The 14,013-nt window shown below is 69.2% G+C and carries 14 protein-coding genes; 9 read left to right on the top strand and 5 right to left on the bottom strand.

Going from position 1 to position 14,013, the window contains the following annotated elements; genetic code table 11:
* Positions 1–57: 57 nt before the first annotated feature.
* Together G339_RS0101570 and G339_RS0101565 are read right to left on the bottom strand one after the other, a co-directional pair.
* Complete coding sequence (locus G339_RS0101570) at positions 58–534, bottom strand: NUDIX domain-containing protein (protein WP_019629319.1); 477 nt, start codon at positions 532–534, stop codon at positions 58–60.
* Positions 535–547: 13 nt separating this feature from the next.
* Positions 548–1,858: an NsdA family TPR-like regulatory protein gene (locus G339_RS0101565; RefSeq protein ID WP_019629318.1), complete on the bottom strand. Its 1,311-nt coding sequence runs from the start codon at positions 1,856–1,858 to the stop codon at positions 548–550.
* Positions 1,859–2,069: 211 nt separating this feature from the next.
* On the opposite strand from G339_RS0101565, the gene G339_RS0101560 reads away from it, so the two are divergent.
* The 6 genes from G339_RS0101560 to G339_RS0101535 all read left to right on the top strand — a co-directional run bounded on the left by G339_RS0101560 (position 2,070) and on the right by G339_RS0101535 (position 9,330).
* On the top strand, positions 2,070–2,258 hold the full coding sequence (locus G339_RS0101560; RefSeq protein ID WP_019629317.1) for an FxLD family lanthipeptide: 189 nt from the start codon (positions 2,070–2,072) through the stop codon (positions 2,256–2,258).
* A gap of 65 nt (positions 2,259–2,323) precedes the next feature.
* Entirely contained in the window at positions 2,324–4,354 is a 2,031-nt protein-coding gene (locus tag G339_RS0101555; RefSeq protein WP_205625466.1) for a lantibiotic dehydratase family protein, read from the top strand.
* Positions 4,351–5,421, top strand: a complete 1,071-nt coding sequence (locus G339_RS0101550) for a lanthionine synthetase C family protein (protein ID WP_019629315.1) — start codon at positions 4,351–4,353, stop codon at positions 5,419–5,421. The genes G339_RS0101555 and G339_RS0101550 overlap by 4 nt, the downstream gene beginning before the upstream one ends.
* Positions 5,422–5,459: 38 nt before the next feature.
* On the top strand, positions 5,460–7,496 hold the full coding sequence (fxlM, locus tag G339_RS0101545) for a methyltransferase, FxLD system (protein WP_019629314.1): 2,037 nt from the start codon (positions 5,460–5,462) through the stop codon (positions 7,494–7,496).
* A 15-nt stretch (positions 7,497–7,511) separates the two neighbouring features.
* Positions 7,512–8,618: a hypothetical protein gene (locus G339_RS0101540; RefSeq protein WP_033322033.1), complete on the top strand. Its 1,107-nt coding sequence runs from the start codon at positions 7,512–7,514 to the stop codon at positions 8,616–8,618.
* Positions 8,619–8,817: 199 nt separating this feature from the next.
* Positions 8,818–9,330 carry a DinB family protein gene (locus tag G339_RS0101535; RefSeq protein WP_019629312.1) on the top strand — a complete coding sequence of 171 codons (513 nt, stop codon included), beginning with the start codon at positions 8,818–8,820 and terminating at the stop codon, positions 9,328–9,330.
* A 196-nt stretch (positions 9,331–9,526) separates the two neighbouring features.
* On the opposite strand, the gene G339_RS0101530 is transcribed toward G339_RS0101535, so the two are convergent.
* Positions 9,527–10,393, bottom strand: coding sequence for an alpha/beta fold hydrolase (locus G339_RS0101530; RefSeq protein WP_019629311.1), 867 nt, complete (start codon positions 10,391–10,393; stop codon positions 9,527–9,529).
* Between the two features lie 58 nt (positions 10,394–10,451).
* On the bottom strand, positions 10,452–11,879 hold the full coding sequence (locus G339_RS32220) for a carotenoid oxygenase family protein (RefSeq protein WP_019629310.1): 1,428 nt from the start codon (positions 11,877–11,879) through the stop codon (positions 10,452–10,454).
* A gap of 93 nt (positions 11,880–11,972) precedes the next feature.
* Between G339_RS32220 and G339_RS0101520 the strand changes: the two genes are divergently transcribed.
* Positions 11,973–12,629, top strand: a complete 657-nt coding sequence (locus G339_RS0101520) for a TetR/AcrR family transcriptional regulator (RefSeq protein WP_019629309.1) — start codon at positions 11,973–11,975, stop codon at positions 12,627–12,629.
* Here the strand turns inward: G339_RS0101520 and G339_RS0101515 are convergent.
* Positions 12,589–13,155: an HD domain-containing protein gene (locus G339_RS0101515; RefSeq protein WP_019629308.1), complete on the bottom strand. Its 567-nt coding sequence runs from the start codon at positions 13,153–13,155 to the stop codon at positions 12,589–12,591. The two genes, G339_RS0101520 and G339_RS0101515, sit on opposite strands and share 41 nt — an antisense overlap.
* A gap of 100 nt (positions 13,156–13,255) precedes the next feature.
* Here G339_RS0101515 and G339_RS0101510 point away from each other — a divergent pair, with 100 nt between their 5' ends.
* Both G339_RS0101510 and G339_RS32215 read left to right on the top strand, forming a co-directional pair.
* Positions 13,256–13,789 carry a DUF6199 family natural product biosynthesis protein gene (locus G339_RS0101510; RefSeq protein WP_019629307.1) on the top strand — a complete coding sequence of 178 codons (534 nt, stop codon included), beginning with the start codon at positions 13,256–13,258 and terminating at the stop codon, positions 13,787–13,789.
* Between the two features lies 1 nt (position 13,790).
* Complete coding sequence (locus G339_RS32215) at positions 13,791–13,997, top strand: DUF6199 family natural product biosynthesis protein (protein WP_019629306.1); 207 nt, start codon at positions 13,791–13,793, stop codon at positions 13,995–13,997.
* The last annotated feature ends 16 nt before the right edge of the window (positions 13,998–14,013 follow it).

The raw sequence follows: 14,013 nt of genomic DNA, 5'->3' as shown, positions 1-14,013 counted from the left end.
GCGGGGGCGCCCGGCCGTTTCGCGTTTCGACGCGAGAAACCCGGGATCGGGTCGTTCTCAGAAGCCTTCTGCGGACACCATCGGTCCGCCGCTCAGGTAGTTCACCAGCGCCGCTCGGGTTGTCGACACGAACTCCGTCGGTACTTTGTCCACCGGATGCCAGGCCACCTGTGAGTGCTTTTGCGGTTCGGCGTTCACCGGGTCGCCGTCCCAGTTGTGGGTGACGAACACGACCGTGAGGAAGCCGTTGGGTGCTTCCACTCCCCACGCGCCGTGGATGATGCCCGCCACCTTCAACTCGACCGGATTAACGACGAGGCCCGTCTCTTCTCTCAGTTCGCGGGCTGCTGTGGCCGTCACGACCTCGCCCTTGTCGGCCTTGCCGACGGGGAGGTCCCAGTGGCGTGGGGCGAACTTGGCGTCGGGTCCGCGTTGGAGCAGCAGCACTTGGTCGGCGGCCCGGTCGTGAACGATGACAGCCGCGACGAGAAGTGTGTGGGAGTCGAGGGCAGGGGGCAGGGCGGAATCGGTCACGTCGGCGATCCTTTCAGACGGGTGCGTGCCGGATTCGCTGCTCCAGCAGGCCGGCGCCCGGTACGCCACGACGCCGGTAGACGGCGAGGGTATGCCGGATCGAGGCGAACGCCGACCGGCTGCGCGCCGAGTCCATTCCCTCGGCGAGGTCCAGTGCGCGGCTCCACGCCGCGACCGCCTCGTCGGCCCGGGCCTGGGCTGCGAGGCAGTCGCCCAGGTCCATGTGGGTGAGCAGATGAACGCGCGGGAAGGCGACTGGGTCCCAGGAAGTGAAAGCGGCACGGTGTCGGGCCTCGGTGCCGATGTGGTCGCCGATCTCGGTCAGGGTTCGGGCGGTGTGGGAGTCGACCGTTCCGGCTGCCGGGCCCATGAGCAGGGAGTAGGACGGCTGCGGCTCGTCGTCGCGGGCGAGGGCGTCTTCGGCGGCGAGCAGCGCGCGGGCGGCGTCCGTCTTGTCGCCGAGGGCGGCGTGGGCGCGGGCGTGCGTGATGTGCAGGAGCGCCTGCGTGGCACCGTCGGCGTGGCCGTTGGCGCGCTCAAGGGCTGCCTGGATGAGGTCGCGGCTGTTGTTCGGTTGCTTGAGGCTGAGGGCCTGGTGGGCGACGGCGCGCATCATCCACGCGGTGTGGGCGTGAGGGTCGGCTTCGACGGCGAGTTGGAAGCCGAGCAGGTAGTACCGCTGAGCCGCGCCTTCATGCCCGAGGTCATGGTGTTTCCAGCCGAGTAGCCACGCCAGTTCCGCGGCGGCTCCGAACGCGTCTCTTCGGATTGTGTCGCTGGTGAAGCGGCCGGACAGCATGGGAGCGGCGGTGTCGGCGAGGTAGGCGGCGACCGTGGACAGGCCGTGCCCTCCGCCGAGAACCTCGTCGGCGGCCGTGAACGCTTTGGTGATCTGCCGGACCACCATGACCTCTTCGGCACCGACGCGGGCTCGGCCGGTGCGTGCCCGTAAGAGGCGGGCGACCGGCTCGTGGTCGTAGTCCAGGGGCATCGTCACGTCGGCGGCGGTGAAGACGGCCGCCGCCAGGAAGTTGCGGTGGTCGATGTCGGCGCGGCCGAGCAGGGCGGCGGTTTCGATCGGCTGCGCGCCGGCCAGCTCAGGGCCGGTGGCGGTGAACCCGAGCTGCGCGGGCGTCACCGGTCGCCCGGCCCGCCTCGATAGGACTTCGGCCAGGTAGGCGACCGTTCGCTCGCCGGGTTCGGTGCCCGCGACCCAGTGCGCCACTGCGGACTTGTTCGTTCGCAACACCTCGCCGTTCTCGGCGGCGATGCGGACGACCGCACGGGCCACGGCGTCGTAGCTCAGGCCGCTCGCGGCGATCATCTCGCGCAGACGGTGGTTGGGGGAGCGCTGAACTGGCGCCCTCGGCATCGGAACCCCGCTCGGTTAAACCGGTTAAACGCTCGGCGACCCCCCAGACGATAGTCGGCCGCGGGGCGAGCGTCGTTCACTGGAGCCGCAACCTGGTCGGCGCACCAGACCACCGGGTGTGGATTTCCCACGCGCCGGTTCCCGAGCGAACGGAGCACACGACATGAGCACCTCGACCTCCCAGCAGGCCGGTCAGCAGCAGAACGATTCCGGCAGCGGCGGACCGGCGTTCGCGCCGTTCGAGCTCGACATCACCTTCATCGAGGGCACTCCGGCGGCCGAGACCGTCTTGATGTGCAGCACAGGCGACACGTGCGGAAGCTCGTGCCCGAGCGCTTGCACGACCTCGTAGCCAACCGGACCGGGAAGAGCGTCGCCTGTCCCAACGAGTGGATGCCCAGGATTGGAGTGTGGGTGATGACGAGGTCACGGCGTCGGCTGTACCGGCGCACCGGCACGGGAATGCTGCGGGCCGCAGTGAATCTCCAGGCCCCGGATCTGCCCGCGTGGCCGAGACCGGATGCCTCCACTAAGCAGTGGCGGGACTGGCTCGCTCCCGTCTGGGCGGACGCGACGTTCCGGGAGACGGTCACCGGCGCCAGCCCGGACCTGGCCCGGCAGGTCGGGTCGATCCTGGGCGGACGGCCGGTGAAGGCGCGCCGGGCGCGGCGGGCGGCGCTCGCGGTCGCCAGGTACGCGATCCGGTACGCGCACCGTTCCACTCCGTTCGGGTTGTTCGCGGGCGTCAGCCTGGTCGGCTTCGGCGGTAGTGCGGCAGTGCGCGTCGGGGACCGGCACGTTGTCGTCCGGCGGGCCGATCCGGTCGCGGTGGACGCGGCGATCCGCATGCGGGAGGCGGACGCCGCGCTGATGGCCGACGTCGAAGTGCGCGTCAACACCCTGGCGCGTGTGCGAGGCGGCCGGGTGTACGTCCCATCTCAGGGAGCGTCGGAGTTCTCGATGGCGCTTACGGCGGCGGTCTCGCTGGTGCTGGACGCCGCCCGGTCCCCGATCCGGCACGCGGACCTGGTCGGCAAGCTCGCCGCCGAATTCCCCGACGTCGGTGACGATCGAACGGCCGCCTTCGTAGCGGAGCTGCTGCGCACCCGCCTGCTGGTGTCGCAGCTCCGGGCCCCGGCCACGCTCGCCGATCCGGCCGATAACCTGCCGACCGGCATTTTGGCAGCCGGCGAGCTGAACGCGGCGGTGGACGTGCGCCTGGACGCCGAGGTGCGACTGCCGGAGACGGTCGCGGTGGAACTGGAGACGGCGGCGACCGTGCTGGCCAGGTTGACGACCTGTCCCACCGGAACGCGGGCCTGGACGCACTATGCCGAGCGGTTCGCCGACCGCTTCGGCGAGGGCGCGGAGGTCGGTCTGGAGCAGCTGATCGACCCGGATCGTGGGCTGGGTCTGCCGGAAGGGTTCGGGTCGGTGTCCGAGCCGCCACGTCCGATGTCTCGGCGCGACCGCCTGCTGTTGGAGCTCGCCGGAACCGCAGCCGTCGAAGGCCGCCGTTCGGTCATCCTCACTGAGGCGATGATCGAGGAGCTGGAGGCGTCGGCGGGTGAGCGGCCGACCGTTCTCGCGCCCCACTTCGAGGTATGCGCGCAGGTCCATGCCCGGTCGCTGACGGCGCTGGACGCGGGCGACTTCCGGCTCGGGGTCCAAACCGTCTCCCGGGCGGCGGGCACGATGACCGGACGGTTCTGGTACCTGCTTCCGCAAGCCGCCGCCGACCACGTCGATCTCCCCACCGTCGACCCGGGAGCGGTGCAGGCCCAGCTGTCCTTCCCTCCCGCGCGTATCGAGGCGGACCTGCTCACGCGTGCCCCGCAGGTGCTGCCGCGACTGGTCAGCGTCGGCGAGTTCCGGCACGACGAGGATCAAGCCCTCGGCCCCGGCGACCTCGCGGTCGGCCTCCAGGACGGACGGCTGTACCTCGCCATCGCGGCCACCGGGGAGCACGTGGAGTTGCTGACGCCGACCGCGATCAACTTCGTCTGGAACAACTTCACGCCGCCGCTGGTCCGGTTCCTGGCCGAGATCAGCCGGGCCGCCACCCCGCAGGTGACGTGGTTCGACTGGGGAGCGGCGTGGACCCTGCCGTACACCCCGGCCCTGCACCACCGGCGCAGCGTCCTGACCACCGCCCGCTGGCAGCTGCGCGCCCGCGCCCTGCCAGACCGCCACGCATCGTTTGATCAATGGGGCGAACATCTCCATTCTTGGCGGACCCGGGCCGGCGTACCGTCCTGCGTGCTCTTGGCCATGGACGATCAGCACCTCCGGCTCGACCTCACGCGCGACATGGACCTGGACCTGCTGCGCGCCCACCTGTCGGCCTTCCCGGTCGCGATATTCCACGAGCCGCCGCCTGCGGACGCGGACGGCTGGATAGGTGGCCGGGCCCACAGCATCGTCGTCGCCATGCGGGCGAACCGATGACCTCGGTCGACCCGCCGAAGGCGCAAGCATTGTCCGAGGGTGCGCTGGGCGTGGCGCTGCTGCACATCGAGCGCGGCGACCACACCGCCGCGAAGCGGCTCCTGGCCATGGCGGTGACGGACGGCGTGAGCGTCGGCGCGAACGCGTCGCTGTTCCATGGTGCTCCGGCACTGGAGTTCGTGCTTCGTTGTGCTCAGCGAACGGACCTCACTCTTCAGAACGCGGTTGACCGTGTAGTGGCCGCGCGCTTGGCCGCCGCTCTCCGGAGACGTGAAGCGGGCCGCCTTCCGCATCTGGCCGAGTTCGATCTCATCCGTGGTCTGACCGGCCTGGGAGCGCTGCTCTTGTCCCGGCCAAGCCGGTCGGGGCTGATCGAGGAAGTGCTGACCGCGCTGGTGTCGCTAGCGCGTCCGGTCGAAAGCGACGGCCGGCTGCTGCCGGGCTGGTGGTCGGCCGACGGCCCCGGGCACGAGCCGATCGTCGGAGGCCACAGCAACAACGGCATGGCGCACGGCATCGCCGGCCCGTTGGCGTTGCTGTCGCTGGCCACCGGCCAGGGCGTCGAAGTAGAAGGGCAGCTCGCGGCAATCGACAGGTTCGCGGGATGGCTGGATCGGTACGGCGCCTCCTACTGGACCACGCGCGACCAGATCACAGACGGCGAGCCGGCGCCGTCCATCCCCTTGCGACCGTCGTGGTGCTACGGGGCTCTCGGCGTCGTTCGTGCTCTCCAACTGGCTGCGATCGCCCTGGATGATTCAGCGCGCAGGCAAGCAGCCGAAGACCGTGCGCTCGCCGCGCTCACCGACACGGGCCATCTCAACCTGATCACCGACGTGTCACTGTGCCACGGCTGGGCGGGTGTCCTTACCGTGACCAGGTCGATCGCAGCCGACAGTCGCACCCCACACCGTTTCGCCGCGCACATCGAATACCTCCGCCGACGCGTGGACAGCGAGATCGGCGCGCTGACCAAGCCGGGCTTCCTCGAAGGCCGCGCGGGCGCCCGGCTGGCACTGGACGGCACGGACGCCACCGGCTGGACCCGTGCTCTGTTGATCGCCTGACCGCCCGCCTACTCACTGAGCTGGAGCGAACACGACGCATGAACTGGAACGACGAGAACCTGCCTCTCCTCGCGGAACAGGATTGGTGGCACGCCACCGTCTCCTTCCCAGGCGGCAACGGGCCGAGTCCGCAGGACGCCACCGCGCTCGCCGCCGCCCTGTCCGAACACCGGTTCCACTTCTTGCGCAAGGAGGGCATGCTCCGACTGCGCACCGACCGATCCGCCAGGGACTTGCTCAACCACCTTGTCGCCGACGAGGTGGCGGCCGACTGGGTCGGGGGTGTCTACGAGCCCGAGACCGACGCGTTCGGCGGCCCGCACGGCATGACCGTCGCTCACGATCTGTTCTGTGCCGACAGCCCCGCGGCCCTGGCGGAGACCGGCAGCCCTTACGCCCGGGAACGCTGCGTTTTGCTGCTGTCGTCCATGCACCGCGCCGCCGGTCTCGACCCTTTCGAGATCGGCGACGTGTGGGCGAGGTTCGCGCGTCACCGACCGACGATCGACCCGCCCGACACCCTGACCAGCGGGACGGCGATCACCGCGATGCGCCGCCTCATGAACGCCGACGCCGCCCAGCGAGATACCGCCGAGCCGGGCTGGCGCGAACGCGTCGCCGCTTTCGCCGACGCGGGCAGCCGTCTTGCGCGGCTCGCCCGCCACGGCCGGCTGACGCGCGGCCTGCGGGCCGTCCTCGCCCACCACATCGTCTTCGCGTTCAACCGGGCCGCGGTGCCGGTCGCCGAACAGGCAGCCGCGGCGTGGCTCGCGCGGCAGGTCGCCTTCACCGATGACGAACCGTCCGCCGCGTTCACCGGCTCGACCAGCACCACCGCCCCTAACCTCACGACCATGGAGACCACCATCACCACCACCGCTGACCTGCGCGACGCCATGGTCACCAGGCTCACCGAGTCCGGCCACCTCCGCGCTCCCGCGATCATCGAGGCGTTCTGCCGCACCGAACGCCACGCCTTCGTGCCGGACGCCGACCCCGAAGCCGCGTACGTCAATGACGCCATCGCGATCAAGCACGACACCGACGGCGAGATGATCTCCTGCATTTCCGCGCCGTCCATCGTCGCCACCCAGCTGGAGCAGCTCGACGCCCGGCCCGGCCACAACGTCCTGGAGGCCGGAGCCGCGACCGGCTACAACGCCGCTCTCCTCGGCCGCCTGGTCGCACCCGGCGGCAAGGTCTGGACCGTGGACGTCGACGCCGACCTCGTCGCCAACGCCGCCGCCAACCTGACCGACGCCGGGGCCCACAACGTCACCGCGCTGCTGGCCGACGGCGCGGCCGGACTCCCCGAACACGGTCCCTACGACCGCATCCAGTTCACCGTCGGCGCCGGCGACGTCCCGTCCAGAGTCCTGGACCAGCTCGTCCCCGGTGGACGGCTCGTCATCCCCATGCGGATTCGCGGCAGCATCTCCCGCTCGTTCGCGTTCGAGGCCGACGGCGACACCTGGAAGACCGTGTCGTGCGAGATGGCGACCTTCGTCCCTCTGCGCAGGGGCGTTTGCGACGACATCTACACCCTCGTACCGCACGAGGGAGAAGGGAACGTCCGCCTGGAAACCTTCAGCGAGCAGCAGGTGGACCGGGAGGCGATGCGCACCATTCTCGACACGCCCGCCCACAAGATCTACACCGGCGTGAAGTTCCGGCAGGGCTCACCCTGGCAGTGGGTCTACCTGTGGCTGGCGTGCGCCCTGCCCAACGGCCTGTCCCGCATGCCCGGCCAGCGGCCCGGCTTCACCCCGCACTTCGGCTGGGGGTCCATGGCCGCTCTCGACGGCGGGGCCCTCGCCTACCTCACCGTCCGCGAAGGAGAAGACGGCGATGGACGGTACTGGGAGATCGGCGTCATCGGCCACGGCACCGGAGGCCAGGAACTCGCCGAGCAGGTCGTCTCCGCGATCACCGAGTGGGACCGCGACTACGGCAACAGCGCGCCCGAGCCCGGCTTCCGCATGGCCACCGCCGACCGACGCGACCTGCTCAAGAGCACCGACCCGCGCTTCATCATCGACAAGACCTACAGCCGTCTCGTTGTCGACTGGACGTAGCAGGGGAGCAGCGCGATGAATCCCGTGATCGCCAGCATGATCCCGCTGGTGTGCCGTCCCAAACCACCCGGCCTTCCCCTGACTGACCGCATCACCAAACTCACTGCGCTGACTGTCCAACCGCCCGACGCGGGCCACCACCAGCTGGTGGCCCGCGCCAGCGGCGTCCTCAACTACGCCGCCCTCATCGCCAGCGACGTCGGACTCCCCGACCTCGCTGCCGCCCTGTGCTGGCGACAACACCGGATCTTCGCCGAAGCCGGCCACCTCGACCAGGACACCGCCGTGATGGCGCTGATGCCACTGGTCAACATCGCCCGGCTGCTCATCCGGGAAGGCGACGGAGGCAGCGCCTTCGACATCCTTCAACGGCTCTACCAGGCAGCCCAGCAACGCGGCACGACCGTCATTGCTGACCACGACATCGACTTCGGCCCACTGATCCAGACCGACGACGACCACCGCAAGATCTGCACCGAACTCTGGATCACCGTCCTCACCGACGGAGCCCGAGCACTGGCCCGTCAAGGCCGCTGGATCGAAGCCGCCGACGCCCTGGCCACACACCGCGGCATCGGCAACCGCCTCCTCGACGGCCGCCAGATCAAGATCATGTCGCTACTCGAACAAGGTCGCACCCAACAGGCCATCGAGACGGTCGAATCCAGCTCTCCCACCGAACCTTGGGAGACGGCGGTCGCGGAAATCCTGCTCATCTCCTGTCACCCGAAGGCCCCGTCGGCGTTGGATCATGTCGTGTCCCAAACGCTCACCCTGATCGGCCGGTATGAACCAACAACCGCGGCATTCCGGACCCGCCTCGCCCTGGCCACCCTCGACCTGACGACCAACAGGCCCCATTGCGGCACCGCCGAACTGCGGGACGCGACCGTCCAGGTCGCCTCCACCGATTCCTACGCGGCCCGAGACGTCCTAGCGCACTCCGTCGTGCGCGCACAACTGCGCGCTGGCCAAGAACAGACACTCGCCGCAGTCCTTGCCTTGTCAGGGCTTGGCTCGAAGACCCTCTCGGAACCGCAGATGGAAGTCTTCAGCAGAGCTGGCCGTACGGCGGAAGGCCAGCTGCGAAACCTTCTCGCCCGAAGACCACGCACTGTGTGACGAGTTGCGTCGAGCGTGGCCCGGCGACTTCAGCAAGACTCATGCGAGTAATAAGAGAGTATTTACACCTGATCGGTGGGCATCGCAGTTGACGTATTGCGGTGTTGGTGCCTGGCGCTGGGTGGGTGGGTGGGTGGGCGGTTGCGGGCTGGGTCTTTGAGCGGTCGCTTGGGCGCGTGTGGGCTGGGATGATGGGTGCGTGGGTGAGGACTTGCGGGTTGATCCGCCGCATGAGGGGGATGAGCGGGCGGTCTTGTGCGGGTTCCTGGAGTATCAGCGGGAGACGTTGGCTTGGAAGTGCTCTGGGTTGAGCGCGGCGCAGCTTCGGGTGCGGGCTGTGCCGCCTTCGGAGCTGTCGCTGCTCGGGCTCGTTCGGCATATGACCGACGTCGAGCGGGGTTGGTTTCTGGGCGTCGTGGGCGGCGAGGACGTTCGGCCGTTCTATTGGGCTGACGATCGTCGGCAGGACGTTGACTTCGCGGTCGACGATGCTGATCCCGACGAGGCGTTTCGGTTGTGGCGCGAGGCATGTGCGCGGTCTCGGGAGGTCGTGGCTTCGGCTGAATCGCTGGACGTCGCCGGGGTGCATCGGCGGAACGGGTCCGCGTACTCGCTGCGGTGGGTTCTTACGCACATGATCGAGGAGTATGCGCGGCACAACGGGCATGCGGATCTGCTACGCGAACGGATCGACGGGGCGACTGGAGAGTAGCCGCGGCCACGGCCTCGCGAGGGCGGGCCTCGGTGGCTGGCGTTCGGTCGGTGGTGTTGGCGCGCGTGGTCGTCTCCCAGGCCCCCGTTTGGCTGGGAGACGGTTCGGCGTCAGTGGTGGCGGCCTGCCGGGGCGAGGGGACTTCTGGCGCGGCTTTGGTGCCTGGTCTTTGGAGGTGGCCGGGTGCGTGTTGGGGTCAGGTGTGGTGGCGGGATAGGTGGGGGTGGAGTAGGGCGGCTACCTCCTTGGGGGCCTGTTCTGGGATCCAGTGGCCTATGCCCTTGAGGGTGTGGAAGGTGTAGGGGGCCGTTATGTAGTTGGCCGTTAGTTTGGCTGCTTTGGGGCCTAGGGCTGTGTCTTTGTCGCTGTAGATGTAGAGGGTGGGGACCTTGATCCTCCTTAGTTGGGAGGGGGAGCCGAAGGGCATGGCTCGGTACCAGTTCATGGCGGCCGTCAGGGTGCCTGGGGTTGTCATGTAGTCGATGTCGCGGGCCGCGTTCACCGCTGTCTGGCCGGTGGCCGCCATGCCGGTGATCATGCGGGGTCTTGATGTTCTGGCCAGCCAGAGGGCCACTTGCTCCGGGAGCCAGGGGATCTGGAAGGCGAACATGTACCAGGACCGCAAGAACTGGGTGCTGGTGAAGAGGGAGCGCATGAACGCTGCCGGGTGTGGGACTGAGAGGGCCGTCAGGGTTTTTACGGCCTCTGGGTGAGTTGAGGCTAGGGACCAGGCCACGGCTGCGCCCCAGTCGTGGCCTATTACGTGGACCGGGTGGCCTTGGCCCACCACATTGATCAACGCTAGGGCGTCTTCGGTGGTGGCTTTCAAGCGGTAGGCGAGTCTGCCTTTCGGTCTTGCTCTTGGGGAGTAGCCGCGCTGGTTGGGGGCCAGGGTGCGGTAGCCCTCGGCGTGGAGAAGGGGGGCCAGTTCGTTCCAGGACGAGGACGACTGCGGGAAGCCGTGGAGGAGGATGATCACCTCCCCGTCCAGTGGGCCTTGGTCGGTGACGTCGAAGGTCAGGCCGGCTCGTTGGAATGACGTGATTCGTTGGGTGGCGGCCATCGCGTGGGGCTCCCGGTTCGTTGAGATCGTGCGGCGGCGGTGACGGTGGCGGATGGCGTCAGAGGCGTGCCGTGGGGTGTTCTACCCACTGGCCGTGGAAGGTGTAGCCGAGGCTTTCCGGTACCGGCAGCGTGCAGACGGGGCCGTCGGCTACCGCCTTTGCGTTGAAGACCGCGATGTCCGTCGAACCCGTGGTGATGTGGTTGACGTAGGAGATCAGCCAGCCCTCGTCGTTCAATTCGTCCTTGTCGCGGGGGACGAACAGGGGCTCGCTCGCCATGTAGCCCTCGCCGTAGTCGAAGACGTCGGCCTCGCCGATTTCGGTGTCGTAGCGGGCCACCGCGGAGAAGGCCACGCCGAACGACAGGTCGCAGGCGGCGGCTCCGTAGACGTCGCGGTGCGTCCCGGCCGCGCGGCGGGGGTCGATGGTCGGGAATTCCAGCGGCAGGCGGTGGAGCTGATGCGACTCGACTTTCCCGGACGGGCCCACGCGGTAGCGCCACAGGCGGCCGATCGGGAAGCCGGACGGGTCCGTCAGGTGGCTCATGCTGCTGAGCGCCTCGTGCATCACCGACCAGGAACGGAACCGCACCAGGTCGAAGACGATGTCGGTGCCGTCGTCGTAGGCCCCGGCGAAATGCCACTGGAACCACGGGTCCGTTTCGATGACGCGGAAGCGGCCGCCGTCGCGTGGGACGAGCAGGATGCGCGTCGGCTCGTCCGCGTGCCAGCGCATCGCGTGGAACGCCGGTTCGCGGCCGGAGAGCAGCGCGCGCATGTCGAGGATGACGGGGCCGAGGCAGAAGACGAGGTGCGTCGCCGTCATCGCGAAGTCGTGGACCATGAAGCGGCGCGGCAGGCGGATCGTGCGGACGTGTTCTGTCCTCCCGACGCGCGGAGTGCGGTAGATGTGCAGGTTCGGCGTCGGCCCGTACAGGCAGCCGAAGTTCCACACCTCACCGGTGGCCGCGTCCCAGCACGGGTGCGCCGAGTAGGGGCGGCCGGTGCGGCGGGCGGCGCGGCCGGTCGGTTCCAGCGCGCCGCCGAGGTCGCACCGGCCGAGGGTTTCGAGCGAGCCGGGCACCAGTTCCCACGGCTCGTCGGCCTCCCAGAGCGCGAGCAGCCGCCCGTCGATCACCGCGACGGACGTGTTGGCCTGCGAGATCGGCGGGCTGAGCATGTTGCGGAGCCGGCCGCCCGCGGCGTTGGCGCCGCCGAGGCGCAGCGGCGGCCCGTCGCCCTCGCGGGTGTCGAGGGCGGCCCGGTAGGACGGCGTGCGCACATAGCGGGAGCGGGCGCGCACCGGGCCGCCGGGCGCGAACGTCACGGCGCTGACCAGGCCGTCCCCGTCGATCATGTAGTCCGAGAGGTGGTTGCCCGCGCCGTTGCGGTAGAGCGTTCCGGCGAGTCCGTCCGGGACGCTCCCCTGGGTCGGGCGGAGTTCGGCGTCGACTTCGCGGGCCCAGCCCCCGTGCCGCAGGTCCATGCGCGCTCCAATGTGATCAGCGAACACATTTGATGTGAGCATTGATTACATCCGGCCGCGGAGCGGGTGTCAAGGTGTGGTACGACTGGCCGTATGAGCGCGCGGACCGCCGGACGGCCCTACCACCACGGCTCCCTGCCGGAGACGCTGATCGAGCACGCCGTCCGGCTGCTGGACGAGTCGGGGGCCGACGCCGTCACCGTCCGCGAGGTCGCGCGCCGCGCGGGCGTCTCCCCCTCCGCGCCGTTCCGGCACTTCCCCGACCGGGCGGCGCTGCTGGCCGCCGTCACCGAGGCCGTCGCCGTGGACTTCACCCGGATCTACACCGCCGCGGTGGACTCGGACGACCCCCTGCCGTTCCGCGCGCTGGGCCGCGCGTTCGTCCACTACGCGCTCGACCACCCGCACCGGTTCGCGCTGCTGCGCGGCGCGGTGTTCAACGCCGACCGCGCGCCCGTCCTCGACGAGGGGCACCGCGCGTTCACCGACGACATCACGGCGATGATCGCCGACGCGCAGCGGCGCGGCGAGCTGCGCGCGGCGGACCCGGCGCTCGTCCTGGTCGCCGCGCAGGCGCTGGTCTACGGCCTTTCGCAGATGTTCGTGGACGGCTATCTCGACGCCGCGCGGGCGGACGCGCTGATCGACCAGGTCATCGACCTGTTCGGCATGGGCCTGCTCGCCCCGGACAGCGCGTTGCGCGGTCCCCTCACCGAGTGTCCGCCACCCATTCGAGGGACGGGGTCGTAAGGGCTTTCGCCGCGATCTGCTTGGCGGATTCCGTCTGGAGTTGGGCGAGGGCCGTGTCGATCCAACCCTGGGTATTGTTGTTCCCGTGCTCGCGGTATTCGACGGCCTGAATCAGGCATTCGAGTTTGTCCGCGTCGCGGGCGCAGCGGGCCTCCGGGCTCGACTCGGCCTCGTACTCCGTCACGACGCCGCTGACCATCGCGGCCACCGGCTCCGGCACGCCGCGCATCTGATGGGCCGTGACCTGCTCGTTCGGGACTTTCGTCACGTACGGACGGGCCGAGTGCGGCAGATCGGTGAGGCGGGTCTCCTGCGTGTCGTGGAAAAGGCTCAGAATGGCGGCGCGTTCCGGGTTCGCGCCCTCCATGACGGCCAGGACGCTCGCGATGAGCGCGGCGCGGAACGAGTGGTCCGCGATGCTCTCGGGATCGTTGACTCCGGCGACGAGCCAGCCCGTGCGCTTGTAGCGCTTGAGCACGCCCATCTCGTACAGGAAGCCCGTGAGGCGTTCCGTCTCGTCGCTCATCCGTCCCCCAGCTCGTCGTACGGCGATATCACGACCGTAGCGAACCGTTCGATGACGCGCCGCGTCTGACCGGAGACGACCCCATCGGAAGGACGAGCCAATGGTCGCTCTCATCGTCCTTGTCGTCGGCCTGTCGGTCCTGTGCTTCGTGCTCGGTTTCATGGACCAGCGGAAGATCTACTGGAAGACGGCCGCCTGGCAGTACCGGAATCCGGAGGCGAACGAGCCGTCCGACACCGCGCTCGGCCTGAGCCGCGTCGGGTATTTCGTGAGCGGCGCGATACTGCTGGTCCTCGCCATCACGATGACGGGTTACGAGGGCTCGCGGGACTACTCGGCGTCCAAGGTCAGCATGGTCGCGCATTCGGCGGCGCTGCGGCTGGGCCAGGACGCGACGTCGTCGGGGCTCGGCTCGTCGTACGGGGCGACGTCCCGCGTCTACCGCGTCGTCACCGAAGAGGGCGACGGGAACGTCAAGGTCCGCCCGATGGGCCTGAGCAAATACGAGCTGACGAACCGTTCCGGCAAGAACCCGGTGTGCCTCACCGTGGAAGTGGACGACAAGCTGTCGCTCACCGACGACGAGCCGTGGAGCCATTCCGTCAGCACGTCCGTGGACGAAGGGCCGTGCTGACGTGGGGAAACTGAGGTTCCTCCTGCTGTTCCTGGCGATCTGCTGTTTCATCGTCGGCGGATTGGACCAGCGGAAGCTCTACTGGAAGACCTCCGCGTGGCGGTACCGGATTCCGGAGGCCAACGAGCCGTCCGACGCGGCGTGCAAGGCGAAACGGATCGGGCTGTTCGCGACGGGTCTCGTTCTCATCGCGATCGCCCTGGGCTAGTGCCCGCTGTCAGACC

This window comes from Actinomadura atramentaria DSM 43919 (genome assembly GCF_000381885.1).
GTDB classification, from domain to species: Bacteria; Actinomycetota; Actinomycetes; order Streptosporangiales; family Streptosporangiaceae; genus Spirillospora; species Spirillospora atramentaria.
This window is presented reverse-complemented; position numbering and strand designations above follow the sequence as displayed.

Coding starts and splice junctions, on each gene's coding strand:
- G339_RS0101550 (WP_019629315.1), top strand. CDS start 4,351: ATGACCTCGGTCGACCCGCCGAAGGCGCAAGCATTGTCCGAGGGTGCG.
- G339_RS0101510 (WP_019629307.1), top strand. CDS start 13,256: ATGGTCGCTCTCATCGTCCTTGTCGTCGGCCTGTCGGTCCTGTGCTTC.
- G339_RS0101560 (WP_019629317.1), top strand. CDS start 2,070: ATGAGCACCTCGACCTCCCAGCAGGCCGGTCAGCAGCAGAACGATTCC.
- G339_RS0101565 (WP_019629318.1), bottom strand. CDS start 1,858: ATGATCGCCGCGAGCGGCCTGAGCTACGACGCCGTGGCCCGTGCGGTC.
- G339_RS0101540 (WP_033322033.1), top strand. CDS start 7,512: ATGAATCCCGTGATCGCCAGCATGATCCCGCTGGTGTGCCGTCCCAAA.
- G339_RS0101530 (WP_019629311.1), bottom strand. CDS start 10,393: ATGGCCGCCACCCAACGAATCACGTCATTCCAACGAGCCGGCCTGACC.
- G339_RS0101515 (WP_019629308.1), bottom strand. CDS start 13,155: ATGAGCGACGAGACGGAACGCCTCACGGGCTTCCTGTACGAGATGGGC.
- fxlM (WP_019629314.1), top strand. CDS start 5,460: ATGAACTGGAACGACGAGAACCTGCCTCTCCTCGCGGAACAGGATTGG.
- G339_RS0101520 (WP_019629309.1), top strand. CDS start 11,973: ATGAGCGCGCGGACCGCCGGACGGCCCTACCACCACGGCTCCCTGCCG.
- G339_RS0101555 (WP_205625466.1), top strand. CDS start 2,324: ATGACGAGGTCACGGCGTCGGCTGTACCGGCGCACCGGCACGGGAATG.
- G339_RS32220 (WP_019629310.1), bottom strand. CDS start 11,879: ATGGACCTGCGGCACGGGGGCTGGGCCCGCGAAGTCGACGCCGAACTC.